Here is a 24,039-nt window from a genome sequence, read left to right as displayed (position 1 = left end):
GGCCGTCCGCGGTCCCACCGCGCGTCGTGCGTGCGGCAGCTCAGATGTACAGCGGCGTCAGGGCCTCGTACTCCGCGACGGAGGCGTCGTTGAGCACCAGATCGATGATCCGGCGGCCGAGCGGGTCCAGCTCGTCCGTGGCGAACTGCTCCAGCTCCGACTTGAAGAAGCCGGTGAGGATGGCTGCCCCGGCGTCGTACGCCTCGACACCCACCTGCGACTGGGACTCCGGCGTGAGCAGCGTCGGCCGGATCTGCTGACCGTCGATCTTGATCTCGCGCGGCCGGTAGCCGAACAGGGCGCAGCGCGCCGGCTCGAGCTGGTCCTTGCCGATGCGGCCGCCGCCGCGGCGGGCGAGGTACTCACGGGTGAGCCACTCGGCCGCGAAGCCGACCTTGTAGGCACCGATGTGCTGGTTCGGGGTGAGGACGTACCGCGTGTGGTCCATCTCGACGATCTGCTTGAGCAGCAGGTTCGCCGAGCCCACCTTGGTCCCCGTCGAGAACGGCCAGTACGACCCGACGCCCTCGGCCACCATCCCGCCGTGCGAGATCGCCGACTTCTCCTTGGCGCTCTCACCGATGGACGGGTTCTTGTCCCCGCGCGGCGCGATCAGCCGCCACACCCAGGCGAGCGACGGCGGGACGATGTGCATCATCCCCATCACCCCGTAGGTGGGCGCCTCGCGCGTGCACAGCGGCATCCGGACGCCGAACGTCCGCACGTCCACGCTCTTGGGCTCGCTGACCACGTTCTTGACGAACTGGCGGGGGATCACCACGCGCGGGTTGGGGCAGCGCTTGCCGTTCGAGTCGAGCGTGTGCTCCCACGGCAGCGCGGTCGCGTCGGCCACACCGTCGATCGACAGGAACACCAGGGGCTCCTGGGGCTCGATCACCGCTCGCTCGAACGCCGGGTCCTCGCCGTAGCTGGTCATGTTGTCGACGCGGACGAACCAGCCCGCCTCCGCGTCGGCCACGACCAGCCGGTGGTCGCCCTTCTGGATCGACGGGTGGCACAGCGTCATGTCGTCCGTCACCGGAGCGAGGGCGCTCGTCTCGCCGAGGGTGATGTGGTACGGCTCGTTGCGGACGACGTTGGTGCCGACCAGGATGCGGCCGTCGTCCTCGCGCCGGATCTCCTGGCACATCTCCGACTTGCCGCCGCCGGAGGCGCCCTCGTGCATGATCACGGTCTCGTTCTCGTACGGCGTCGTGACCTTCACCGACGAGGCGTGGGCGGTGATCCACTCCTCGTGCTGGCCGATGTCCAGCAGCACCGAGAACACGCCCTTCTTGGCGCTCGGTCCCGGGTACAGGTTGTACGCGAACACCTCGTGCAGCGTGTCGGTGCGGTCGTGCACCACCACCTGGCGCCCGCCGAACTGCGTGTGCCGGAACGGCGGTGCGACGTACAGGATCGACCGCGGCGTGAACGGCCCGATCTCGTCGAAGGTCACCCAGCCCTGCAGGTCGACCAGCACCAGCGCGAAGAAGGCCGCGTTGGCGGGGACGATCGCCACGGACGGGTACCCGTACACCGGGCCGCCGGCCTTGAACGGGACGACGACGAGCTCCTGCGTGCCGAGCCACTCGAGGGTGTCGGCCTTCACCGGCGCGAACGCCTCGCCGAACACGTCGCGGTAGCGGGGCTTGTCCGTGGGCAGGTCGTCCGCGATGCGCATGCAGTCGGGGTCGCGCCGACGCATGTAGTCCTCGAGGTAGTTGACCGCGATTCCGTTGCGGCAGCGGGTGACGGTGGCCTCCGGGTAGGGCGCCCCGTCCACCTCGTACTCCACCGTGAAGCTGGGGCCTCCTGCGGGGCCGAGTGCCAGCTCGTAGAGCTCGGCACGGCTCTCCGGCACGATCAGGCGCGGGCTCGCCTCGAGGGCGGCACGGACGCCCTCGGGCAGGGCGACGTCGGCCAGGGATGCGGACGTGGTGACGCTCACGGCAGCTCCTTCTTCGGAAAGGGGCACCGGCGGGTCGGCGGCGGCTGCCGCCACGGCGCCGGGGCTGCGAGGCGGTCCGGGAGGAAGCCCCGGCCCAGCACTTGCTTTGCCTGGACGTTACGACGGGATGGCCAGCAGCCAGTGGGACCTTAGGCTGCGGACGGCGGCGCAGCCCGGCGTGAGGTCGAGGATCGTCTCTGCATCTGAGACGGCATCGTCCAGCTTGGTTCTATCGGACCGGCGGAGCCTGCGGCATGGGCGCTGCCGGGACAGCTGGTCCGCCGGGACTCGTCGGACCCCCGGGGCTCCAGGGGACGCCGGGCTCCTCCGGACGAGGCGGTGTCGTGGTTCCCCCGCGGCGCCGGTGCAGCGCGCGTCGGACGGCGATCGCGGCAGCGGCCACCAGCGCGGCCACGAGGAGCCACGGACCCACCACTCCGAGGGCGACGAGGGCGCCGCGGGCGACGGCCCCGAGCGCCTTCAGGCCTGCGGACCAGCCGTCGGCGAAGCTGTGCAGCTGGATCCTCGGCGCGGGAGCCTCCCCGGGGGAGGTCAGCACCACCCGCAGCGTCGACAGCGCCACCTGGTCGGCCAGCACCGCGCGCTGGCCCTGGAGCTGCTCGAGGGCTGCCTGGCGCTCCGACAGCGCCTGCTCGGTGGAGATCAGGTCGGCCGTGGTCGTGGCCTTCGACATCAGGTCCTGCATGCGTGCGACGGACAACCGCGCCGCATCGATCCGCGCGTCCAGGTCCTCCGCCGTCCCCGTGACGTCGGTCGCCTGCAGCGTGAAGGAGGTGACGTCCCCGAGGCTGCGCAGCGTCTGGACGGTCTTCTCGAGCTGCGCCGCGGGGACGCGCACGGTGAGCGTGGCGCTGCCGGCGGTCCCCGGCCCTCGTCCCGTCTCCTCGTGCGCGTCGACCCGACCGCCGGCCTGGTCGACGACCGCGAGCACCCGAGTCACGGTGCCGACCGGGTCCGGCACGGTCAGGTGCAGCTCGCCCGTCTGCACCACCTGGCGGTTGACGCCGGCGGCCGCGTTGGAGCCGGCTGCTGGCGCGGCGGCACCGCCACCGGCCTGCGCCTTGTTGACGTCGCCCTGCGCAGCGCTGTTCGGCTGGGAGCTCGAGGAGGAGCGCTGGTCGGCCGAGCACCCGCCGGCCAGCCCGACGAGCCCCACGACCAGCGCCGCCACCACGAGGCCGCCCGCGCGACGCCGGGGGCGCCACCGCGTGCGGCTGAAGACGGAGGTCCAGGTCAGCGGCGTCGACGAACGCATGCCGAGACGCTAACGACCGCGGGGCCTTCGGTGTGACGCAGTTGACCTGATCGTGACCCGACCGTCACCGTTCTGTCGATGCAGGTCGCTGGCCGGCTCGCCCCTCGTGGCGCGGACGGTGCTGTTCGCTGCGAGCGTGAAGGTCTCTTGGTCCGAGGCGGACGTTCCCTATGCGCGACCTCAGAGGTGGTGCTAGAAAGGAGGCGGGCCGGGAGCGGGTGCCGGCCCTGCTCGAGGGTCGAGGGTCGCGGCGAGAGCCGGACCGCCCGTCAGGGTGCAGGAGCGCGCCACGTCTCGTGCCGGCGAGACGCCTCCCGTGGACGCCCCGTCTCCACAGGTGGAGACGGGGCGTCACAGCGTCCGGGGTCGGCCGCATCGGTGCCGTGCGCGTCGGCACACTCGGTGGTGGCCAGCCCGGATGCGACACGCAGTGGGCGGTGTCACCGTGGTCCGCAGGCGCCCGCGACGGACCGGGCCCGGGAGGAGCGGCGTGGACACGGTCGGCGATCGGCAGCGCTCATGAGGGTCGTCATCGTCGGGGCCAGCGGCAACGTCGGCACGGCGCTGCTGCGCCGCCTCGCGACGGATGCCACCGTCACCTCGGTCGTGGGCGTCGCGCGGCGCGTCCCCGACCGGGTGCCGCCCGCGCCGTACGACATCGCCTCGTGGCAGGGGGTCGACCTGGGGGCCTCCGGTCCGGACGAGCCGGTCGTGCACCGGCTCACCGAGGTCGTCACCGGGGCGGATGCTGTCGTCCACCTGGCCTGGGCGATCCAGCCGAGCCACGACCGCGCGCGGCTGCGCGCCACCAACGTCGTCGGGACGCGTCGGGTGCTGGAGGCCGTGCGGCGGGCCGGGGTCCCGCAGCTGGTGGTGGCGTCCTCCGTCGGCGCCTACTCGCCCGCCGAGGGTGACCGGCCGCGCACCGAGGAGTGGCCGACCGACGGCGTGCGGTCGTCGTCGTACAGCGTGGACAAGGCGGCGGTGGAGCGGATGCTGGACGAGGCCGTGCAGCGGCTGCCCAGCCTCGCGATCGCCCGGCTGCGGCCCGCGCTGATCTTCCAGCGGGCGTCCGGCCGCGAGATCGGCCGGTACTTCTTCGGGCCGTTCCTCCCCGAACGTGCGCTCGGCCACGTGCCGGTGCTCCCGTGGCCCGCCGGCCTGCGGCTGCAGGTGGTGCACGCCGACGACGTCGCCGCGGCCTACCGCGAGGCCGTGGTCCGCAGGGTGAGCGGACCGTTCAACGTGGCGGCGCCCGGGGTGCTGCACGCGGAGGACGTCGCGCCGCTGGTCGGCGCCGAGCGCGTGGTCGAGGTCTCCCGGGCCGCCGCACGGGCAGCGGTCGCGGCCGGTTGGCACCTGCGCCTGGTTCCGGTCGGCCCGGGCTGGCTGGACATGGCGTTCGCGGCGCCGGTCCTGGACACCGGGCGCGCTCGGCGCGAGCTCGGATGGCAGGCGGGACGCGACGCCGCGACGACCCTGGCGGAGGCGGTGCGGGGCATCTCCGACGGCGCCGGCACCGCGAGCCCGCCGCTGCGTCCCCGGTACGTGCCGCGGCACCCGGCGAGGGGACGACCGGTTCCGAAGACCGGCATCGGGCGCCAGCGACGCCCCTGACCGGCCCTGGGGCTAGCCCAGCGCCGGCGAACCCAGCGCGGCCGGAACGTGGTCGGCGTGCCCCGCAGCACGCAGCCCCGTCCGGAGCGCCTCCGCCGAGGCGTCGAGCTGCTGCGGGAGCACGTCCGTCCGGGCGTTGGCGAACGTGAGGCTGCGCTCGTCCCACGCCGGCAGCACGTGCAGGTGCAGGTGTGGCACCTCGAACCCGGCGACGAGGACGGCGGCGCGCGGAGCACCCCACACCGCCTGCTGCGCGAGCCCGATGGTCTTCGCCACGGCGATGAGGTGCGCCAGCACATCGTCCGGAGCGGCCGTCAGCTCGGGGTACTCCGCACGTGGCACGACGAGGACGTGGCCGTCGGTGATCGGCGCGATCGTCGCGAAGGCGACGGCCTGGTCGTCCGCCCAGACGAACCGCCCGGGGAGCTCGCCGTCGATGATCCGGGTGAAGAGCGTCGCCATGAGGCTCACGCTAGCGCCGTCCCCGGAGCCACCCGGGCGGAGGTCAGCGGCGCTCGTCGACCAGCGACTGCAGCGCCAGCACGGTGCGCCAGTTGCGCGCGGTGCCCACCCGGCCGGCGGCACGCGAGAGCACGTCCAGCGTCAGCCGGGACCGTCCGATGCCGTGCGGGTAGTAGACGTACGTCTCCTCGCCGTGCCAGGCGACCTGCTCCTCGCCGTACCGGGCGGCGTCGAACGTCCCGACGCTCTCCTCGTCGGGCGTGCCCTCCCAGCAGACGACCGTCAGCCGGGACGGGTCGTCGGCGGCGTGGTCGGTGAACGGCACGTCCGCGACCAGCCGGTCCCACTGCGTCCCGCTCCTGGTCAGCACGGGCACCGCGAAGCCGCACAGCCGGCCCAGGGCCCGCGACAGGCGCGGACCGATCGTCTCGGGACTCGAGTCGGGTGACGGGACCAGCACCGCGTTGCCGCTGGCTGCGTACGTCGCCACGCGCTGATGACCGAGCTCCGCGGCGGCGGCGCGCAGGTCGGCGCTGCGGACCGTCCGGCCGCCGACGTTCACCGCGCGCAGCAGCGCGACCGTCACCTCGGGCACGGTCCACACTGTGCCGCGCTCGCGTCACCGCAGCCAGTGCGCCACGCGCTCGCTCTGCGTCCGCTCCGGGCGAGGGTGCGGTACGGCGCCCCGACCGACCGGTCAGAGGTAGCGCGTGGGATCGAACTCGTCGAGCGGGATGATGCGCAGGCGCGGCAGCTGCACGTTGAAGGCGGCGACGTCGAGCTCGAGGTCGAACGTCTGCAGACCCTTGGCGGTCAGCGAGGCCAGCGCGGTGCTGGTGAACTCGCGGAAGGCGAGCAGGCCGACCCGGCGGTCACCCTCCACGAGCCGCTGGACCTCGGGCGCGAAGTCGCCGTCGTGGCTGGCGAGCATGACGTCGCCACCGTGCTCGGCGATCGCGTCGAGCATCCGCTTGATGCCGATGTCGACCACCTTCTCGGTGGCGTCGCCCGCCAGCGGGATCGGCTGGAAGCCGATCGCCAGCAGCGCCTGCACGAACGACATCGGCAGCGAGCCGCTGGAGGCGTTGAGGAAGAACAGGCCCCGCACGTGCTGACCCCAGCGCTGCTCGGCGAACGCCAGGACCCGTTCCCACCGCGGTCGCTGGTCCGGGCTGGGCCGTCCGCCGAGGATCGAGGATCCGAGCGTCGCGTCGATGTTCTCGCCGTCGACCAGCAGGTACGTCGTCGGACCGGCGGCCGGGATCGTGCTCATCCGGTCACTGTAGCCAGCGGGCACAATGGGACGCCGCGCGCCGGTCCGCAGTCCCGCCGGTGGCGCCGGGAGGCCCACGACGGTGTTCTCGGCGAGGGTCGGGACGGTGGCGAGGACCGGACGGGAGAGGCGGCGACCATGGAGGGCGCAGGGCGGCGGCCGACGACCCGCGAGGTCGCCGACGCGTGGGAGTCGCTGTTCCGCACCCAGGTGACCGTGCTCCGTCGGCTCCAGGACGACGACATCTGGGACGAGGTCTCGCTGCGCGAGTACGACGTCCTCTTCGCCCTCTCGGGGGCGCCGGGCCTCACCTTGCGGCAGCGCGACCTCCAGGACGCGTCGCTGCTCAGCCAGCCGAGCCTGTCCCGCCTGGTCGACAGGCTGGTGGCGGCCGGCCTCGTCGAGCGTCGCCCTGTGCCCGGCGACGGACGTGGGGTGGGCGTGCACCTCACGGACGAGGGCCTGAAGGTGCAGCGTGCGGTGGGCCGCCGGCACGTGCGCTCGATCGAACGGCTCCTGGGCGGCACCCTCGACGCCGAAGAGCTGGCAGCCCTCCGGACGCTGCTGGACCGGCTCCGGCACGGTGCCGCCACGACCCCGCCCGAGCGGCCGTGAGGCCACCGATCGCGGGACCTCCGGCCCATCGCACGGCGGGGAACCGCAGGAGACGATGGATCACCTCGCCACGAAGCGCAGCGCATCCCGGGGAGGGTTGATGAGAGTCCTGGTTACGGTCGCGTCCCGCCATGGCGCGACGTGGGAGATCGGCGAGGTGATCGCCGAGGTCCTCACCGACCGCGGTCTCGACGTGGAGACCCGCGCGCCGGAGGACGTCGCGACGCTGGACGGGATCGACGCGGTCGTCCTGGGCTCCGCGGTGTACCTGGCGCACTGGATGCCGTCCGCACGCGACCTGGCCGACCGTCAGACCCAGGAGCTGCGGAAGCGTCCCGTGTGGCTGTTCTCCTCGGGTCTCGCGGTGCAGCCGGCGGCGTCGGCGAACTCGCCCCACGAGCTCCTCGCGCTGCGCGACCAGCTGCAGGCCCGGGGTCACAGGAGCTTCCGGGGTCGGTTGGACCGCTCGTTGCTCACGTTCACGGAGCGCGCCGCCATCGCAGGCGCTCGTGCGCGCGAGGGTGACCATCGCGACATGGGTGCGGTCCGCGCGTGGGCGGCGGAGGTGGCCGACGACCTGATCGCGCGCCCCGAGTCGCTGCCCGCCTCGGCGGAGGGTGCGTCGTTGCTCCACGAGCCGCGGCACGCCGCGGTCTGAGCCCGGTCGGCCCGTTCGCCCGTCGCGGCGGGCACCCACGGCCGTACGGCGCCTCGCGGCGGCGGCCGGAGGTCGATGTCGCGGTACCCGGCTCGCTCAGCCGGCCGCCGGCGCGAACCGCAGGGCCCGGAGCTCCGCGGCGACGGCCGTGATCGGCGGGCGGTTCGCCGGTTCCAGCTCCGTCATGCCGCGGAGCAGCCGCTCCCAGTCTCGGCCGAAGCGGGTGGGCACGTCGGGCGCGTGCAGGAGCCGCGCGAGGCCGCTCGCGATCGGGTCGCCGGGATACGCCCGCTCGCCGGTGAGGCACTCCATCAGCACCAGGCCGAGCGAGTAGACGTCCGTCGCTGCCGTCAGTGGTCGACCGAGCGCCTGCTCGGGGCTCTGGTAGCCCGCGGTGGCCGCCGAGTCCTCGCTGTGCGACCGCTCCGACGGCACCGCGATGCCGAAGTCCGCCAGCACGACGGGCAGCTCGGGCCCGTGGGTCGCACCACCGGGGCGCGGGTCTGCGACCAGCACGTTCGCCGGCTTGACGTCCCGGTGCAGCACCCCGGCACCGTGCGCGTGGGCGAGCGCCAGCGCCAGCTGGCGCCCGACGTCCGCCGTGACCGCCGGGCCGAGCGGACCGTCCCGCAGCACGTCGCGGAGCGTGGGCCCGGGCACCAGCTCCATCACCAGGAACGCGACCGAGCTGCCGTCCTCGAGGACGTCGGAGCCGACGTCGAGGAGCGCGACGAGCGCGGGATGGCTCAGTCCCGCGAGCACGCGCGCCTCCTGCGCGTACCGGCGGATCTGGTCCGGCGACGCGGAGTCGAGTGGGAACAGCTTGACGGCGACAGGTCGGCGCAACCGAAGGTCGGTCGCCTGGACCACGTGCGCCTGGCCCCCGTGCCCCAGCGCGTGGCCCAGGAGGTATCGGTGCGCCAGACGGGTGCCTGGGGCAGGGGTCACGGAACACGACGGTAGGAGCGTGCGGGTCTGACCGCACGCCGAGGGGCGACTTGCGGCCACTTGCGCGATCTTGCAAGCCGCTTGCGTCAGATCCGCGTAGGATCTGGGCATGTCACGACGTCTGGCAGAGGTGGCCCGCAAGGTCGGTGTGTCCGAGGCGACGGTCAGCCGGGTGCTGAACGGCAAGCCCGGCGTGTCGGAGCAGACGCGTGAGGCCGTCCTCACGGCGCTGGACGTGCTCGGCTACGAGCGGCCCACCAAGCTGCGCGGAGAGCGGGCGCGGCTCGTCGGCCTGGTGCTTCCCGAGCTGCAGAACCCCATCTTCCCGGCGTTCGCCGAGGTCGTCGGAGGCGCCCTCGCCCAGCAGGGCTTCACTCCGGTGCTGTGCACGCAGACGGCGGGCGGAGTCTCGGAGGAGGACTACGTCGACCTGCTGCTCGGTCAGCAGGTGTCTGGCATCGTCTTCGCGGGCGGCCACTACGCCCAGCGCGACGCGGGCCACGAGCACTACCGCCTGCTGTCCGACCGAAAGCTGCCGGTCGTCCTGATCAACGCGTCGATCGAGGAGCTCGCGTTCCCGAGGGTCTCCTGCGACGACGTGGTCGCGGTCGAGCAGGCGCTCGGTCACCTGGTCTCGCTGGGCCACACGAGGATCGGTCTGCTGCTCGGGCCGGAGGACCACGTGCCGTCGGAGCGCAAGCTGCAGGCGGCTCGGGACGTTGCCGCGCGCCTGGGCCTCGACCTGGACGACCGCCTGGTGGCGCGGTCCACCTACTCCCTCGAGAGCGGTCAGGCGTCCGCGACGCGGCTGCTGCGGCACGGCGTCACGGGGATCGTCTGCGCGTCCGACCCGCTCGCGCTCGGCGCGATCCGCGCGGTCCGGCGGTCCGGGCGGCGGGTGCCCGACGACGTGTCGGTGGTGGGGTACGACGACTCGGCGTTCATGAACTGCACCGAGCCCCCGCTGACCACGGTGCGGCAGCCGATCGACGCGATGGGCCGGGCGGCGATCGACCTGCTCGTCGCCCAGATCCGCGGTGCAGCGGTGGCGAACGACGAGCTGCTGTTCGAGCCGGAGCTGGTGGTGCGGGGCTCCACGGGCCCGGCCCCGACCGCGCCGGCCGCCGACGTCGACGAGCGGTCGGCCGCCGTCGCGCGCTGACCGTCCGTACCGACTGCCCCGACGTCCCCGCTGACCGCCCGGCGGCATGCCAGCGGTGTCGGCGCGCGGTCAAGCGCGCCCGTCCTCGGGGCTGTCACGTTTCGATTGAGTGCGTGTCAAGTTCTTGCGTTGATTCAGTCGTCGGCTTTATGGTCTGTGGCGAGACGATGACGTCCCGTCCGGAGGGCAGAGCGCCCGGTGTCCGAACGGGTCCGACGAGACGAGGACCCTGTGCCGCAGCAGCACCGTCCCGACGCCCTGTGGTGGCGGGACGCGGTGATCTACCAGGTCTACCCGCGCAGCTTCGCGGACGGTGACGGCGACGGCACGGGCGACCTCACCGGTCTGCGGGCGCGGCTGCCGTACCTGGCCGGTCTCGGGGTGGACGCGCTGTGGGTCACGCCCTGGTACGCGTCGCCGATGGCCGACGGCGGCTACGACGTGGCCGACTACCGCCGGATCGACCCCGCCTTCGGCACGCTCGAGCAGGCGGAGCAGGTGATCGCCGACGCACGGGCGCTGGGTATCCGGACCATCGTCGACGTCGTCCCCAACCACGTGTCCGACCAGCACGCGTGGTTCCGGGCCGCACTGGCCGCGGCTCCGGGCTCTCCCGAGCGCGCGCGGTTCTGGTTCCACCCCGGCAAGGGTCCGAACGGGGACACCATGCCGACGCACTGGCGCTCGGACTTCGCCGGCAGCACCTGGACACGGACCACCGAGCCGGACGGGACGCCGGGGGAGTGGTACCTGCACCTGTTCACCCCGCAGCAGCCGGACCTGAACTGGTCCAACCCGGACGTGGTGGCCGAGCACCTCGGCATCCTCCGGTTCTGGTTCGACCGGGGCGCCGCCGGCATCCGGATCGACTCCGCGGCCCTGCTCGTCAAGGACCCGGCACTCCCGGAGGTCCCGCTGAACCCGGGACCAGGTGCTCACCCGCACGTCGACCGCGACGAGCTGCACGACATCTACCGGGGCTGGCGCGCGGTCGCCGACTCGTACCCCGACACGCGGGTTCTGGTCGGCGAGGTGTGGCTCGCGGACCCCGAGCGGTTCGCCCGCTTCCTGCGGCCCGACGAGATGCACACCGCCTTCAACTTCGACTTCATGGCCCGGCCCTGGCAGGCCGCCGCGCTGCGGGAGTCGATCGACTCGACGCTCGCCGCGCACGCCTCGGTCGGTGCGCCACCGACGTGGGTGCTGTCCAACCACGACGTGACACGGCCGGTCACGCGATACGGACGGGCCGACACCGGCTTCTCGTTCGCCGCGAAACGCTTCGGTACCCCGACCGACCTCGACCTGGGGCGTCGTCGGGCGCGCGCCGCCGCCCTCCTGGCCGCCGCCCTCCCGGGCCCCTGGTACGTGTACCAGGGCGAGGAGCTGGGCCTGCCGGAGGTCGAGGACCTTCCGCCGGAGGTGCTCCAGGACCCGATGCACTTCCGGTCCGGGGGAGCCGACCCCGGGCGCGACGGCTGCCGTGTGCCCCTGCCGTGGTCCGGGACCGCGGCGCCCTACGGGTTCAGCCCGCCCGATGCCACCCACGAGCCGTGGCTCCCGCAGCCGGCGGACTGGGGCGCGCTCACGGTCGAGGCGGAGGAGGCCGACCCGCGGTCGATGCTGCACCTCTACCGCGAGGCGATCCGCGTCCGGCACGGCGAGCCGAGCCTCGGCGACGGGTCGCTGTCCTGGCTGTCGTCGTCGCCCGACGTGCTGGCGTTCGCCCGGGGCGACGTGACGTGCGTCGTCAACCTCGGCGCAGCAGCGGTGGAGCTGCCGCCGCACACCGACGTCCTGCTCTCGAGCGAACCGCTCGAGTCGGGCCGGCTGCCGCGCGACACCGCCGCGTGGCTGCGCACCGCACCTCCGGTCGTCGTCTGACCGCCCGCGGGACCACGGCCGCCCGCTCTGGTCCACGCGCCACCGATGCACCAGGCCCGGTGCAGCACGCCGGGCGCACCACCCAGATGAACCACACCGATGCAGCACCCGTGTTCCGGCCAACCCGGGACGTCCCAGAAGGAGTGACGATGAGGTCCTCACGCACCGCCGCGCTCGGTATCGCCGGCGTGGTCAGCCTCGGCCTGCTGGCCGCGTGCAGCTCGGCCGGGGGCGCCACGTCGGCGTCGTCGACCAGCGCCGCGCCCCAGAAGGTCACCATCACGGTCGCCGGTCTGCTCCCCGGCGCCAAGCAGGACGCCGTCGACGCGCTGAACACCCGCGTCAAGGAGTTCGAGGCGAAGTACCCGAACATCACCGTGCAGCCGCAGGAGTACCAGTGGCTCGCGACGACGTTCGCCGCCCAGCTGGCAGGCGGGACGCTGCCCACCGTCTTCGAGATCCCCGTGACGGACGGCAAGACCCTGATCCAGAACGGCCAGCTCGCCGACATCGACGCGCAGGTCAAGCAGCTGCCGTACGCGAACGACTTCAACCAGGCCGTGGTCTCGAACGCCAAGGGCGACGACGGCAAGTTCTACGCGGTGCCCGCCAAGTCGTTCTACAGCGTGGCGCTGCACTACAACCGCACCCTGTTCACCAAGGCCGGCCTGGACCCGGACAAGCCGCCGACCACGTGGGACGAGGTCCGCAAGGACGCCAAGATCATCCACGACAAGACCGGGGTTGCCGGCTACGGGATGATGGCGCTCGACAACGCAGGCGGGTGGCAGCTGGTGGCGGCGGCGAACTCGCGCGGCGGGACGGTGCAGACCACCGACGGCAAGGGCACGTACACCGCCACGCTGAACGACCCGGCGGTCAAGGCACACCTCGAGTGGCTCAAGGCGCTGCGCTGGGAGGACAACTCGGTCTTCCCCGACGTGACCCTCGGCTGGGCTGAGATCAACCAGGCCTTCGCCGGTGGCCAGCTCGCCATGTACACGTCCGGCTCGGACATCTACACCGCGCTGGTGCAGAACCAGGGGCTGACCAAGGACTGGGGCTACGGCCTGACGGCCATCCCGACGGAGAACGGCGGTGGCGCACTGGGTGGCGGCACGCTCGCGGCGGTGAAGGTGCAGGCCACGGCGGCGGAGAAGGACGCTGCCGTCAAGTGGATCGACTTCTGGTACCTGTCCAAGCTGCTCGACCAGGACCAGGCCGTCGCGGACGCCAAGGCCCAGTCGGCCTCCGGCCAGGCCGTCGGGACGCCGGTGCTGCCCATCTTCAGCAAGGACCAGTACACGAAGTCCCTCGGCTGGATCAAGGACTACGTCAACGTCCCGCTGGAGAACATGAAGGGCTACACGGACGTCATGTTCACCCAGAAGCTGGTCGGCGAGCCGAGCCATGCCACGCAGGACACGTACGCCCTGCTGTTCCCCGTGGTCCAGGCCGTGCTGACCGACAAGAACGCGGACGTCGACAAGCTGCTCGCCAACGCGAACACGCAGGGCCAGGCCCTGCTCGACCGCAGCTGACCGCCCGGGCGCCCGGCCGGTCCACCTCGACCGGCCGGGCGCCGCCGCAGCGCCGCCCGACGGGCCGGCGCAGACGAGAAGGACGCCACCATGACCACCGACGACGTCGTCGAGGTCCGTTCCCGGTCTGCGGGTCCCCGCGGCAGCCGACGGGCCGACCGCACGACGGGCGCCCGGACGGACGCTCACCGCGCTCCCACCCCGCGTCCGGCCGCCGACCGGGGACGCCGGCCACGCCGTGGACCCGCGACGTGGGTCCGTGGCGGCGGGCTGTCCGCCCTGGTGTTCGGCCTGCCGGCGATCGTGGTGTTCGGTGTCTTCTCCTGGATGCCGATCGTCAAGGCCGTCGTGATGAGCCTGCAACGGACCAACCTGGTCACGACGCACTGGGTCGGCCTGGCGAACTTCCACCGCGTGCTGGCCGACCCGGTGCTCCCGATGGCCGTCCGCAACACCCTGTGGTTCGCCCTCCTCGCCCTGGTGTTCGGCTATCCCGTACCGCTGGTCGGTGCCGTGCTGATGAGCGAGGTCCGTCGCGCCAAGGGGCTGTACTCCGCGCTCGCGTACCTGCCGGTGGTCGTCCCGCCGGTGGTCGCCGTGCTCCTGTGGAAGTTCTTCTACGACCCGCGTCCCACCGGGGTGTTCAACACCGTCCTGGGCTGGGTCGGCATCGCCCCGGTGCCCTGGCTGCAGTCGATCTCGCTGGCGATGCCGTCGCTGGTGCTCGAGGCGACGTGGGCCGCGGCCGGCGGGACGGTGATCATCTACCTCGCAGCGCTGACGTCGGTGCCGGCGGAGCTGTACGACGCCGCCGAGGTGGACGGCGCCTCCGTCTGGGGCAAGGTGTGGCACGTCACGCTGCCGCAGCTGCGCGGCGTCCTGTTCATCACGTTGATCCTGCAGGTGATCGGCACCGCGCAGGTGTTCCTCGAGCCCTACCTGTTCACCGGCGGCGGCCCCAACAACGCGACCGTCACGATCCTGCTGCTGATCTACCGCTACGCCTTCGGCAACAGCCTGGGCGGCCGGTACGGCGAGGCGACGGCGCTGTCGCTGATGCTCGCGGCGGTGCTCGCCGTGCTGTCCGTCGTCTACTTCCGTCTGACCCGCCGCTGGAGCACCACATGAGCGCCCGCACCGCCGAGCCGACCGCCCGCACCGCCGTCTCCGACGTCGAGTGGCGCCGCCCACGGGTCCGGCTGCCGTGGCAGGGGATGCACGTGGTGCTGCTCGGCCTGCTCCTCGTGTGGTGCCTCGGGCCGCTCGTGCTGCTGGTGAAGTTCGCCGTGACGCCGACCCAGGACATCCTGTCCCACCCGCTCGCGCTGTTCCCGCACGGCGTCGCGTGGAGCAACGTCACCGCCGCCTGGAACGACGTCCACGTCAGTCGGTACTTCCTCAACACGGTCGTGCTGGCGGCGGGGTCGTGGGCGTCGCAGATCGTCGTGGCGACGACGGCGGGCTACGTGCTGTCCGTGCTGCGGCCGGCGTGGGCCCGCGTGCTCAACGGTGCCGTGCTGGCCACGCTCTTCGTGCCGGCCGTCGTGCTGCTGGTGCCGTTGTACCTGGTGATCCTGCATCCACCGGTGATCGGGCACTCGCTGGTCAACTCGTTCTGGGCCGTGTGGCTGCCGGCCGGCGCGAGCGCGTTCAACGTCGTGCTGATCACGCGGTTCTTCGACAACCTGCCCCGGGAGGTGTTCGAGGCCGCGCGGGTCGACGGAGCGGGTCCCTACCGCCTGTTCTGGTCCGTGGTGCTGCCGATGAGCAAGCCGATCCTCGGCGTCGTCTCGGTGTTCGCCGTCATCGCGTCGTGGAAGGACTTCCTCTGGCCGCTGCTGGTGCTGCGCAACCCCGACCTGCAGCCGCTGTCGGTGCGGCTGCCGTCGCTGCAGGCCACCACCGACCTCGGCGTGCTGATGGCCGCCCTGGCGATCTCGACGCTGCTGCCCGTCGTGCTGTTCCTGCTGTTCCAGCGGATGTTCCTGCGCGGGGCCGGCCTGGGCGGGGCGGTCAAGGGCTGAGCGTCGGCGCCGGCGGACCCCGGGGCGGAGCGCAACGGTGACGATGCGATGATCGGGGTGTGCCCACCTCGCCCGACCTGACCCGTCCGTCCGGGGCCGACGCCCCGCCCGCGCAGCCGCTCGCACCCTACGACGCCGTGCTGCTGCTCTCCTTCGGCGGGCCCGACGGTCCCGACGACGTCATGCCGTTCCTGCGGAACGTCACCGCGGGGAAGAACATCCCGGACGCCCGGCTGGAGCAGGTGGCCGAGCACTACCACCACTTCGGCGGCGCCAGCCCGATCAACGGCCAGAACAAGGCCCTGCTGGCGGCCCTTCGAGCGGAGCTCGACGCGCGCGGCGTGGGCACACCGCTGGTGTGGGGGAACCGGAACTGGGCACCCTTCACCCTGGATGCGCTGACGGAGGCGTACGCGGCCGGCGCCCGCCGGGTGCTGGCGGTGGTGACCAGCGCGTACTCGTCGTACTCCGGCTGCCGGCAGTACCGCGAGGACCTCTGGAAGGCCCTCGACGGGCTCGCCGCCCAGGTGGCCGGCCCTGGCGCCGACCACCCGTTGCAGGTCGACAAGATCCGGGCGTACTTCAACCATCCCGGCTTCGCCGGGGCGGCCGCCGACGCGGTGGTCGACGCCTTCGCGCAGCTGCCGCAGGACGGCGACGGAGCCCGCCTCGTCTTCGTCACCCACTCGATCCCGACGACGATGGACGAGGCGTCCGCGGTGTCCGGGGCGACCTACACGGACCAGCACCGCGACGTCGCCACCGTTGTCGCGGCGACCGCCGCCGAGCGCCTCGGCCGCACGCTCGACTGGGACCTGGCGTTCTGCTCGCGCTCCGGCCCGCCGAACCAGCCTTGGCTGGAGCCCGACGTGAACGACCACCTGCGCGCGCTGGACGCGGCGGGGACCCGTGCGGTGGTCCTGGCGCCCATCGGCTTCGTGTCCGACCACATGGAGGTCGTGTACGACCTGGACACCGAGGCGCTCGCCACGGCGGCGGAGCTGGGCATGACGGCCGTCCGCGCCGACACGGTCGGCGTGCGGGCACAGTTCGTGTCGGGGCTCGTCGACCTGCTGCTCGAACGCGCGGCGCACGAGCGGGACCGATCGGCCGGTCGGCTGCCCGAGCCGGGACCCGTTGTCGGCGACCTGCCAGCCTGGTCCGAGATCTGCCGCCCCGGCTGCTGCCTGCAGCGCGCCGGATCGCCGTCGGGCGTGCCGGCCGCGTGCTCGGCGGACCCGCTGTCCTGACCGTCCGGCCGCGCGCGACCAAGCCCCTGACCCAGCTGACCGAGGAGACCCTGTGACCACCGTCGACGCCGAGACCGTCAACTCCAGCCTGCGCTACACGATGTGGGCCGTCTTCGCGCTCGAGGACGCGCTGCCTGCGGACGACGAGGAGCGTGCCGCCCTCGTCGCGGAGGCGGAGCGGGCCGTCGGTTCCGATCCCGGGCTCGTCGTCCGCGGGTGGTACGACGTCTCGGGCCTGCGGGCCGATGCCGACCTGATGGTGTGGTGGCACGCGGAGACGGTGGAGCAGGTGCAGGGCGCGTACCAGCGGCTGCGGGCCAGCGAGCTCGGTTCCGTGCTCACCCCGGTGTGGTCCGTCGTGGGCCTGCACCGACCGGCGGAGTTCAACCGCTCCCACGTGCCGGCGTTCCTGGCCGGTGAGGAGCCCGGGGCCTACGTGTCCGTCTACCCCTTCGTCCGCTCGTACGACTGGTACGTGCTGCCGGAGGAGGAGCGCAGCCGGATGCTCGCGCAGCACGGCCGCGCCGCCGCCCCCTTCCCTGACGTGCGCGCCAACACGGTCGCGACGTTCGCGCTGTCGGACTACGAGTTCCTGCTCGCGTTCGAGGCGCCGGAGCTGCACCGGATCGTCGACCTGATGCGCACGTTGCGCGGGGTGGACGCCCGGCTGCACGTGCGCGAGGAGATCCCCTTCTTCACCGGACCCCGCACCGCGCTCGCCGACTGGGCGGACAAGCGGCCGCTCCGCTGAGCGGCGGTCGCGGCGCCGCTGCGCATGCGCCCGCGGCGGTCCATGATCGGCGCATGACCATCGACCTGCGTGGCACGTGGACGCTGGTGGAGCTGGACGACTCGTCGCCCGCCGCCGGACCGCGAGGCCCCGTGCACCTGACCTTCGACGGTGACGGTCAGGTGTACGGGATGGCGGGCGTGAACAGCGTCCGCGGCACGTGGACGCTCGAGGACGGCCGGCTGCAGCTGGGCCCGCTCGTCTCCACGCTGCTCGCCGGCGACCCCGAGCCGATGGCGACCGAGCAGGCCCTCGTCGCCCTGCTCCGCGAGCCGTTGCAGGTGACGGTCGACGAGGACCGTCTGCGGCTCGCGGCCGACGACGGGTCGACCGCGCTGCTGGCGCGCGCCGACCCGTCCGTCGTCCTCGTCTGACCTGCGTCCCCGGTCAGGGGTACAGGCCGCGGATCAGGTGCGCCTCGGCCACCCGGCGCACACCGATCACCAGGGCGGCGTCCCGCAGCGAGATGCCCTCGGCACGGGACACCTGCGACACGGCGGCGTAGGCCTCGAGCATGCGGTGCTCCAGGCGCTCCTCGATCTCCCGCTCGGTCCACCAGTACGCCTGGTTGGCCTGCACCCACTCGAAGTAGGAGACGACCACGCCGCCTGCGTTGGCGAGGATGTCCGGCACCACGACGACACCTCGGTCGGCCAGCACGCGGTCGCCCTCCGTCGTCGTCGGCCCGTTCGCGGCCTCGACGACCCACCGTGCCTTCACCCGCGCGGCGCTCTCCTCGTCCAGCACACCCTCGACGGCGGCCGGGAACAGCACGTCGACGTCGAGCGCCAGCAGCTCGGCAGGGTCGAGCGGATCGGCGTCGGGGAACCCGACCACGGACCCGGTGCGCGCCACGTGTGCCGACAGCGCTGCGACGTCCAGCCCGTCGGACCGGACGATCGCACCTCGCTCGTCGCCCACCGCGACGACGCGGCAGCCCTTCTCGTGCAGGAAGCGGGCCAGCGGACCGCCCACCTTGCCGAATCCCTGGATCGCCGCGCTGACCTCGTCCAGACGCACACCGGCGTCGCGCAGGGTCGCGGTCGCGGCGTGCAGCACCCCGCGTGAGGTGGCCGTCGCCCGGCCGAGCGACCCGCCGACGGCCAGCGGCTTGCCGGTGGTGACGGCCGGGATGGTGAACCCGCGGTTGACCGAGTAGGTGTCCATCACCCAGGCCATGATCTGCTCGTCGGTCCCGATGTCCGGGGCCATCACGTCCCGCTCCGGGCCGATCATCGGCATGATCTCGCTGGTGTACCGGCGGGTGACCCGCTCCAGCTCGGAGGAGGAGTAGGCCCGCGGGTCGATGGTGACACCGCCCTTCGCACCGCCGTACGGGAGCTCGACGACGGCGCACTTCCAGGTCATCCACATCGCGAGCGCCCGCACCTCGTCGATGTCGACACCGGGCGCGTACCTCAGGCCGCCCTTGCCGGGGCCGCGGGAGATGTTGTGCTGCACGCGGTAGCCGTGCAGCAGCTCGACGTGGCCGTCGTCACGGCGCAGCGGCACGGCCACGTGCAGCTCGCGCCGGGGTTGGCGCAGGACGGCGTGCATGCCGTCGTCGTACCCGAGGATCTGCACGGCTGTCGCCAGCTGCGCTCGCGCCGTCGCGAGCGGAGAGGGAGAGGGGTTCATGGGGCCACGATGCCACCCACCTGCTGACCGGGCCGGTTGCCTACGCCGAGGCGCGCACCACCAGCTCGGGGGCGAAGATCAGCGGCGGCGTGGGCGTCGCGCCCTGCAGCTGGTCCAGGAGGCGCAGGCCGGCCGCCCGCGCCATCGCGACGACCGGCTGGATCACCGACGTCAGCGGCGGCTGGGTCGAGGCAGCGACCCCGAGATTGTCGTAGCCCACCACGGCGACGTCCTTGGGCACCTCCCGGCCGAGCTCCGCCAGCACGGGCAGCGCACCGGCGGCCATCAGGTCCGACGCGATGAAGATGCCGTCGACGTCCGGGTGCTCGGTGAGCAGCCGCCGGGCCGCCTCGGCGCCGGAGACGATGGTGAAGTCGCCGTGCACCACGGCGTCGTCGCGCTGGCCTGCGGCGGTCATCGCCTGCCGCCAGCCGATGAGGCGGTCGATGCCGGCGGACATGTCCTCGGGTCCGGCGATCGTGCCGATCCGCCGGCAGCCCCGGTCCAGGAGGTGCTGCGTGGCCATCCGGCCGCCCTGCACGTTGTCGGTGTCGACGTACTGCAGCCGGGAGTCCACCTCGGGCGTCGCGGACAGCGGTCGCCCGACGAACACGCTCGGCAGCCGCAGCTCGACGAGGGCCCTGTCCAGGGTGTCGTCGCGGTGGTGCGACACCACGATGGCGCCGTCCACGTGGCCGTTGCGCAGGTAGCGGACCGTCCGCTCGTTCTGCCCGGGACGAGCGATGACGAGCACCACCTGGATCTCGGTGTCCGCCAGCGCGCTCGCCAGACCGTTCAGGGTGCCCGCGAAGAACGGGTCGGACAGCACCCGCTCGTCCGGCTCCGGCACGACGAGGGCGATCGAGTCCGTCCGTCGTGTGACCAGCGACCGCGCGGCCCGGTTGGGGGAGTAGCCCAGGTCCGCCACGGCGGCCTCGACCGCCAGCAGGGCCTCGGGGGAGACCCGCAGCCCTCCGTTGATCGCCCGCGACGCCGTGGACCTGGACACGCCTGCTTTCGCGGCGACCTGCTCGAGCGTGGGGACGGCCGGGCGTGCGGCATCCACGCCGCGCACGAGGCGATCGGCCATGCTGCCTCCTCCACTGCCTGGGGATGAGCCGGGGACGAGATCCGTCCCGGTCAGGTCACCCTCCTGGTCTGGAACCTAGCGCGGCGCGCCCGTCGATCCACATCCGGGCCGCCCGCGTCTCGTTCTGCGCGCCGTGGGCACCGGGCGCGGCGCGTGCCGAGACGGACCGACGGCGCGGCTCCGGTTTGGGAGCGCTCTCCTCGGTCACCTTGGAAGCGCTCCTACGAAATTGGGGTCCCGGGCCCGCGTGCCGGGTCTCCGCGCGGCTGCGGAGGGCTAACGATTCGGTAACGCCAGTCGGCCGTGCAAGCCGCTGACCTGCATGGATGCGTTCCCACACTGCAACGTCACCTGATCGCTGCTTGACAGCCCCCGGGGGACGCAAGAGGGTTCCGGCAGCGCGTGGGAACGCTCCCGCAAGGTGGTGGGAGCGAGTCCACGGGGCATCAGCCCTCGTCCGCGCCGGGTGGTGCGGACGACGACCGGTTGACGGCAGAGCTGCCGTCAAGACGACGAGGGAGTCAGCAGTGCACAAGTCACGCACGGTGTGGGCCGCGGCCGCAGGCCTGACCGGCATCGCCCTGGCGGTGACCGGATGCTCGACGGGCAGCAGCAGCAACAGCGCGAGCACGGCGTCGTCCGGCGGCAAGGTCACCCTGAAGGTGCAGACCTTCAACGAGTTCGGCTACGCCGACCTCTTCACCGAGTACATGAAGGACCACCCGAACGTCACGATCGTCAGCGACAAGGCGGCCAAGTCCGACGACGCGCGCGCCTCGGTCAAGAACTCCATCGCGACCAGCACCGTCACCGACGACATCGTCGCCGCGGACGTCGACTGGATGCCCGAGCTGCTGAAGTCCTCCGACTTCTTCGCCGACGTCAAGACGACGGACAACGCCAAGCGCTGGCCCGACTGGAAGATGGCCCAGGCCACCGACGCGTCCGGCAAGCTGATCGGCCTCGGCACCGACTCCGGCCCGCAGGGCGTCTGCTACCGCAAGGACCTGTTCCAGAAGGCCGGCCTGCCGACCGACCGCGCCCAGGTCGCGACGCTGCTCGGCGGCTCCAGCGCGACGTGGGACCAGTACTTCGCCACCGGCCAGAAGTTCATGGCCGCCAACACCGGGGCTGCCTGGTTCGACTCCCTCGGGGCCCTCGCCCAGGTGGCGAACAACCAGCAGGCCGAGCCGTTCGAGTCCAAGTCGGACGACTCCATCACCGTCGCCAAGTCGGACTCGAACGCCAGCAAGGTCTTCACCATGCTGACCTCGCACACCGACCAGTCCGCGCACCTCGCCCAGTGGACCGACGACTGGACGAAGGCCTTCGCCTCCGACAAGTTCGCCACGGTCATGTGCCCCGCGTGGATGACGCAGATCATCGCCGGTGACGCTCCCGACCAGAAGAACTGGGACATCGCCGACGTCCTGCCCGGCGGTTCCTCCAACTGGGGCGGCTCGTTCCTGCTGGTCCCGGCCAAGGGCAAGAACGTCACCGAGGCCAAGGCGCTCGCCGACTGGCTGACCGCCCCGGCCCAGGCCGCGAAGGTGTTCGTCAAGTTCGGCAACTTCCCGAGCCAGACCGACGCCGTCAAGGACGCCACGGTCACCGCGAAGACGGACACCTACTTCAACAACGCCCCGACCGGCCAGATCTTCTCCAACCGGTTCTCGGCCGTCTCGAAGCAGCCGTACCGCGGTTCGCACTACTTCGACATCAACGACCAGTTCGGCAAGGCGCTGACCCGGGTCGACGTCGACAAGACGGACAACGCCGCGGCCTCGTGGCAGAAGTTCCTCGACGCCGTCAAGCAGCTGGGCTGACAACGGTATGACCAGCGGGGTCGGGGCGTCGCCGTCCCGACCCCGCTGGTCGCCCGCGCACCCGCAGTCAAGTCGGACGAGGAGTTGCTCCCATGGTCACCATCACTGAGTTGCCGACGCGCCCGCGCGACGTACGGCCTCGCCGCCGGATCGGCATGCGTCAGCGGCTCGGCCGCTGGGACGTCAAGGTGTCGCCCTACCTGTACATCTCGCCGTTCTTCGTCCTGTTCGCCATCACCGGTCTCTTCCCGCTGCTCTACACGGCGGTCGTCTCGCTCCACAAGTGGAACCTGCTGACCGGTGAGGGTCCGTTCGTCGGGCTCAAGAACTACGTCGACGTGCTGCACCAGCCCTTCTTCTGGAAGGCGCTGCGGAACACGTTCAGCATCTTTGCGCTGTCGACGATCCCGCAGGTCATCATCGCCCTGGTCATCGCCGCCGTGCTCAACGCGAACCTGCGCGCGCGCACGTTCTGGCGGATGGGCGTGCTGGTTCCCTACGTGGTGGCCCCCGTCGCCGTCGCCATGATCTTCGGCCAGATCTTCTCCGACCAGTCCGGCATGATGAACGCGATCCTCTCGAAGGTCGGCATCAGCCCTGTCGGCTGGCACTCCAACGTGCTGGCGAGCCACCTGGCGATCGCCAACATGGTCAACTACCGGTGGACCGGGTACAACACGCTGGTCATCCTGGCCGCGATGCAGGCCATCCCCAACGACATCTTCGAGGCGGCCATCATCGACGGCGCCTCCCGGGTGCGGCAGTTCTTCTCGGTGACGATCCCGATGATCCGGCCGACGCTGATCTTCGTCATCATCACGTCGACCATCGGTGGCCTGCAGATCTTCGACGAGCCGACGATGTTCGACCAGCAGAACTCCGCGACCACCGCCGGCGGCGCCGACGGCCAGTTCGTCACGGTGACCATGTACCTGTACCAGCTGGGCTGGGGCAGCCAGAACAACCTCGGGCGGTCGGCTGCGGTCGCGTGGCTGCTGTTCCTCGTCATCCTCGCGATCTCGCTGGTGAACTACTGGTTCACCAACCGGATCGCGTCCGACTCCGGTGCCGTGCGCCGGGCACGGAAGGTCCGGTCATGAGCGCGCCGTCCATCCCCTCGATCGAGCAGTTCGCCGGCCGCGGTGCGGCCAGGGCGGCGGCTCGTCGCCAGAACCACCGAGGATCCGGAGCCGAGCGGCGGCCTCGCTGGCTGACCTACACGATCCTCACGATCGTGCTGCTGATCGCGATCTACCCGCTGTACTACGCGTTCCTGATCGCGTCCTCCACCAAGGAGGACGTGGCACGTCACCCGATCCCGTCGCTGGTCCCGGGATCGCACCTCTTCGAGAACATGCTCTCGGTCATCAACTCCGACATCGGGTTCTGGTCCGCACTGGTGAACTCGATCATCGTGTCGACCGTCACGGCCGTGTCCGTGGTGCTGTTCTCCACCCTCGCGGGCTACTCGTTCGCCAAGCTGCGGTTCCGCGGACGCGGGCCGCTGCTGGTCTTCGTCATCGCGACCACGGCGATCCCCACCCAGCTCGGTGTGGTGCCGCTGTTCCTGGTGATGAAGCAGCTGCACCTCATCGGCAAGCTGCCGGCGGTCATCCTCCCGGCGCTCGTCACGGCGTTCGGCGTGTTCTGGATGACCCAGTACCTCGAGGGCGCGCTGCCGTACGAGCTGATCGAGGCCGCACGCGTCGACGGCGCCTCGATGTTCCGCACCTTCTGGTCGATCGCGCTCCCCGCGGCTCGTCCTGCTGCCACGATGCTCGGCCTGTTCGCGTTCGTCGCCAACTGGACGAACTACTTCTGGCCCCTGGTCGTGCTGGGTGCGGTGCCGGGAAGAACCACGCTGCCGGTGGCGCTGAAGATGCTCCAGGCCCACTACTACGCCGACTACTCGCAGGTGATGGCCGGTGTGTTCGTCTCCGTGCTCCCGTTGCTCGTGATGTTCATCCTGGCCGGTCGCCAGCTGGTGTCGGGCATCATGCAGGGAGCGGTGAAGGGCTGAGCACCGTGCGGCTG

22 protein-coding genes are annotated in these 24,039 nt (G+C 72.0%); 14 read left to right on the top strand and 8 right to left on the bottom strand.

The genetic code is table 11. From position 1 onward, the window contains the following. Positions 1 to 40 precede the first annotated feature (40 nt). Positions 41 to 1,951, bottom strand: a complete 1,911-nt coding sequence (locus tag QMF98_RS11995; protein WP_263729354.1) for a DUF4914 family protein — start codon at positions 1,949 to 1,951, stop codon at positions 41 to 43. Positions 1,952 to 2,180: 229 nt separating this feature from the next. Further along, positions 2,181 to 3,227 carry a DUF4349 domain-containing protein gene (locus QMF98_RS11990; protein ID WP_337973247.1) on the bottom strand — a complete coding sequence of 349 codons (1,047 nt, stop codon included), beginning with the start codon at positions 3,225 to 3,227 and terminating at the stop codon, positions 2,181 to 2,183. A gap of 519 nt (positions 3,228 to 3,746) precedes the next feature. Between QMF98_RS11990 and QMF98_RS11985 the strand changes: the two genes are divergently transcribed. Continuing rightward, a complete protein-coding gene (locus QMF98_RS11985; protein ID WP_337973246.1) occupies positions 3,747 to 4,844 on the top strand; it encodes an NAD-dependent epimerase/dehydratase family protein in 1,098 nt (365 codons plus the stop codon). A gap of 12 nt (positions 4,845 to 4,856) precedes the next feature. On the opposite strand, the gene QMF98_RS11980 is transcribed toward QMF98_RS11985, so the two are convergent. From QMF98_RS11980 to QMF98_RS11970, 3 genes are all read right to left on the bottom strand, one after another. Next, entirely contained in the window at positions 4,857 to 5,306 is a 450-nt protein-coding gene (locus QMF98_RS11980) for an HIT family protein (RefSeq protein WP_337973245.1), read from the bottom strand. A 43-nt stretch (positions 5,307 to 5,349) separates the two neighbouring features. Then, positions 5,350 to 5,901 (bottom strand): DUF1697 domain-containing protein, encoded by a 552-nt coding sequence (locus QMF98_RS11975; protein WP_337973244.1) that lies wholly within the window; start codon positions 5,899 to 5,901, stop codon positions 5,350 to 5,352. Positions 5,902 to 6,003: 102 nt separating this feature from the next. Next, positions 6,004 to 6,579: an NYN domain-containing protein gene (locus QMF98_RS11970; protein WP_263729349.1), complete on the bottom strand. Its 576-nt coding sequence runs from the start codon at positions 6,577 to 6,579 to the stop codon at positions 6,004 to 6,006. A 138-nt stretch (positions 6,580 to 6,717) separates the two neighbouring features. On the opposite strand from QMF98_RS11970, the gene QMF98_RS11965 reads away from it, so the two are divergent. Continuing rightward, positions 6,718 to 7,194, top strand: a complete 477-nt coding sequence (locus QMF98_RS11965; RefSeq protein WP_337973243.1) for a MarR family winged helix-turn-helix transcriptional regulator — start codon at positions 6,718 to 6,720, stop codon at positions 7,192 to 7,194. Between the two features lie 100 nt (positions 7,195 to 7,294). Beyond that, the gene (locus QMF98_RS11960) at positions 7,295 to 7,852 is read left to right on the top strand and encodes a flavodoxin domain-containing protein (RefSeq protein ID WP_337973242.1); all 558 of its coding nucleotides are present in this window, start codon (positions 7,295 to 7,297) and stop codon (positions 7,850 to 7,852) included. Between the two features lie 96 nt (positions 7,853 to 7,948). On the opposite strand, the gene QMF98_RS11955 is transcribed toward QMF98_RS11960, so the two are convergent. Continuing rightward, positions 7,949 to 8,800 carry a serine/threonine-protein kinase gene (locus QMF98_RS11955; RefSeq protein ID WP_337973241.1) on the bottom strand — a complete coding sequence of 284 codons (852 nt, stop codon included), beginning with the start codon at positions 8,798 to 8,800 and terminating at the stop codon, positions 7,949 to 7,951. A 109-nt stretch (positions 8,801 to 8,909) separates the two neighbouring features. On the opposite strand from QMF98_RS11955, the gene QMF98_RS11950 reads away from it, so the two are divergent. The 8 genes from QMF98_RS11950 (at position 8,910) to QMF98_RS11915 (ending at position 17,825) form a co-directional block, all read left to right on the top strand. Then, positions 8,910 to 9,962, top strand: coding sequence for a LacI family DNA-binding transcriptional regulator (locus QMF98_RS11950; RefSeq protein ID WP_337973240.1), 1,053 nt, complete (start codon positions 8,910 to 8,912; stop codon positions 9,960 to 9,962). 231 nt (positions 9,963 to 10,193) lie between these two features. Beyond that, the gene (locus QMF98_RS11945; protein WP_337973239.1) at positions 10,194 to 11,846 is read left to right on the top strand and encodes a glycoside hydrolase family 13 protein; all 1,653 of its coding nucleotides are present in this window, start codon (positions 10,194 to 10,196) and stop codon (positions 11,844 to 11,846) included. Between the two features lie 149 nt (positions 11,847 to 11,995). Next, positions 11,996 to 13,387 (top strand): ABC transporter substrate-binding protein, encoded by a 1,392-nt coding sequence (locus QMF98_RS11940; RefSeq protein ID WP_337973238.1) that lies wholly within the window; start codon positions 11,996 to 11,998, stop codon positions 13,385 to 13,387. Positions 13,388 to 13,477: 90 nt separating this feature from the next. Continuing rightward, a complete protein-coding gene (locus QMF98_RS11935) occupies positions 13,478 to 14,515 on the top strand; it encodes a carbohydrate ABC transporter permease (RefSeq protein WP_337973237.1) in 1,038 nt (345 codons plus the stop codon). Continuing rightward, positions 14,512 to 15,411: a carbohydrate ABC transporter permease gene (locus QMF98_RS11930; protein ID WP_337973236.1), complete on the top strand. Its 900-nt coding sequence runs from the start codon at positions 14,512 to 14,514 to the stop codon at positions 15,409 to 15,411. The genes QMF98_RS11935 and QMF98_RS11930 overlap by 4 nt, the downstream gene beginning before the upstream one ends. 59 nt (positions 15,412 to 15,470) lie before the next feature. Continuing rightward, a complete protein-coding gene (locus QMF98_RS11925) occupies positions 15,471 to 16,661 on the top strand; it encodes a ferrochelatase (protein ID WP_337973235.1) in 1,191 nt (396 codons plus the stop codon). Between the two features lie 52 nt (positions 16,662 to 16,713). Next, positions 16,714 to 17,412: a hydrogen peroxide-dependent heme synthase gene (gene hemQ, locus QMF98_RS11920; RefSeq protein ID WP_348773367.1), complete on the top strand. Its 699-nt coding sequence runs from the start codon at positions 16,714 to 16,716 to the stop codon at positions 17,410 to 17,412. Between the two features lie 53 nt (positions 17,413 to 17,465). Beyond that, positions 17,466 to 17,825 carry an META domain-containing protein gene (locus QMF98_RS11915; RefSeq protein WP_337973234.1) on the top strand — a complete coding sequence of 120 codons (360 nt, stop codon included), beginning with the start codon at positions 17,466 to 17,468 and terminating at the stop codon, positions 17,823 to 17,825. Between the two features lie 13 nt (positions 17,826 to 17,838). On the opposite strand, the gene QMF98_RS11910 is transcribed toward QMF98_RS11915, so the two are convergent. Both QMF98_RS11910 and QMF98_RS11905 read right to left on the bottom strand, forming a co-directional pair. Continuing rightward, entirely contained in the window at positions 17,839 to 19,089 is a 1,251-nt protein-coding gene (locus QMF98_RS11910; protein ID WP_337973233.1) for a Glu/Leu/Phe/Val family dehydrogenase, read from the bottom strand. 40 nt (positions 19,090 to 19,129) lie between these two features. Further along, positions 19,130 to 20,179 carry a LacI family DNA-binding transcriptional regulator gene (locus QMF98_RS11905; RefSeq protein ID WP_337973232.1) on the bottom strand — a complete coding sequence of 350 codons (1,050 nt, stop codon included), beginning with the start codon at positions 20,177 to 20,179 and terminating at the stop codon, positions 19,130 to 19,132. A 527-nt stretch (positions 20,180 to 20,706) separates the two neighbouring features. Here QMF98_RS11905 and QMF98_RS11900 point away from each other — a divergent pair. From QMF98_RS11900 to QMF98_RS11890, 3 genes are all read left to right on the top strand, one after another. Then, the gene (locus QMF98_RS11900) at positions 20,707 to 22,005 is read left to right on the top strand and encodes an ABC transporter substrate-binding protein (protein WP_337973231.1); all 1,299 of its coding nucleotides are present in this window, start codon (positions 20,707 to 20,709) and stop codon (positions 22,003 to 22,005) included. A gap of 92 nt (positions 22,006 to 22,097) precedes the next feature. Continuing rightward, complete coding sequence (locus QMF98_RS11895) at positions 22,098 to 23,105, top strand: carbohydrate ABC transporter permease (protein WP_337973230.1); 1,008 nt, start codon at positions 22,098 to 22,100, stop codon at positions 23,103 to 23,105. Then, positions 23,102 to 24,025, top strand: a complete 924-nt coding sequence (locus tag QMF98_RS11890; protein WP_291759363.1) for a carbohydrate ABC transporter permease — start codon at positions 23,102 to 23,104, stop codon at positions 24,023 to 24,025. The genes QMF98_RS11895 and QMF98_RS11890 overlap by 4 nt, the downstream gene beginning before the upstream one ends. Positions 24,026 to 24,039: the final 14 nt, after the last annotated feature.

Source organism: Cellulomonas sp. NTE-D12, assembly GCF_027923705.1.
Lineage (GTDB): Bacteria > Actinomycetota > Actinomycetes > Actinomycetales > Cellulomonadaceae > Cellulomonas.
This window is presented reverse-complemented; position numbering and strand designations above follow the sequence as displayed.

Bases quoted from the DNA above. Each gene is read 5' to 3' on its own strand.
- QMF98_RS11980 (WP_337973245.1), bottom strand. From the start codon at position 5,306: ATGGCGACGCTCTTCACCCGGATCATCGACGGCGAGCTCCCCGGGCGG.
- QMF98_RS11910 (WP_337973233.1), bottom strand. From the start codon at position 19,089: ATGAACCCCTCTCCCTCTCCGCTCGCGACGGCGCGAGCGCAGCTGGCG.
- QMF98_RS11890 (WP_291759363.1), top strand. From the start codon at position 23,102: ATGAGCGCGCCGTCCATCCCCTCGATCGAGCAGTTCGCCGGCCGCGGT.
- QMF98_RS11915 (WP_337973234.1), top strand. From the start codon at position 17,466: ATGACCATCGACCTGCGTGGCACGTGGACGCTGGTGGAGCTGGACGAC.
- QMF98_RS11990 (WP_337973247.1), bottom strand. From the start codon at position 3,227: ATGCGTTCGTCGACGCCGCTGACCTGGACCTCCGTCTTCAGCCGCACG.
- QMF98_RS11895 (WP_337973230.1), top strand. From the start codon at position 22,098: ATGGTCACCATCACTGAGTTGCCGACGCGCCCGCGCGACGTACGGCCT.
- QMF98_RS11950 (WP_337973240.1), top strand. From the start codon at position 8,910: ATGTCACGACGTCTGGCAGAGGTGGCCCGCAAGGTCGGTGTGTCCGAG.
- QMF98_RS11985 (WP_337973246.1), top strand. From the start codon at position 3,747: ATGAGGGTCGTCATCGTCGGGGCCAGCGGCAACGTCGGCACGGCGCTG.
- QMF98_RS11960 (WP_337973242.1), top strand. From the start codon at position 7,295: ATGAGAGTCCTGGTTACGGTCGCGTCCCGCCATGGCGCGACGTGGGAG.
- QMF98_RS11935 (WP_337973237.1), top strand. From the start codon at position 13,478: ATGACCACCGACGACGTCGTCGAGGTCCGTTCCCGGTCTGCGGGTCCC.
- QMF98_RS11930 (WP_337973236.1), top strand. From the start codon at position 14,512: ATGAGCGCCCGCACCGCCGAGCCGACCGCCCGCACCGCCGTCTCCGAC.
- QMF98_RS11905 (WP_337973232.1), bottom strand. From the start codon at position 20,179: ATGGCCGATCGCCTCGTGCGCGGCGTGGATGCCGCACGCCCGGCCGTC.
- QMF98_RS11965 (WP_337973243.1), top strand. From the start codon at position 6,718: ATGGAGGGCGCAGGGCGGCGGCCGACGACCCGCGAGGTCGCCGACGCG.
- QMF98_RS11970 (WP_263729349.1), bottom strand. From the start codon at position 6,579: ATGAGCACGATCCCGGCCGCCGGTCCGACGACGTACCTGCTGGTCGAC.
- QMF98_RS11940 (WP_337973238.1), top strand. From the start codon at position 11,996: ATGAGGTCCTCACGCACCGCCGCGCTCGGTATCGCCGGCGTGGTCAGC.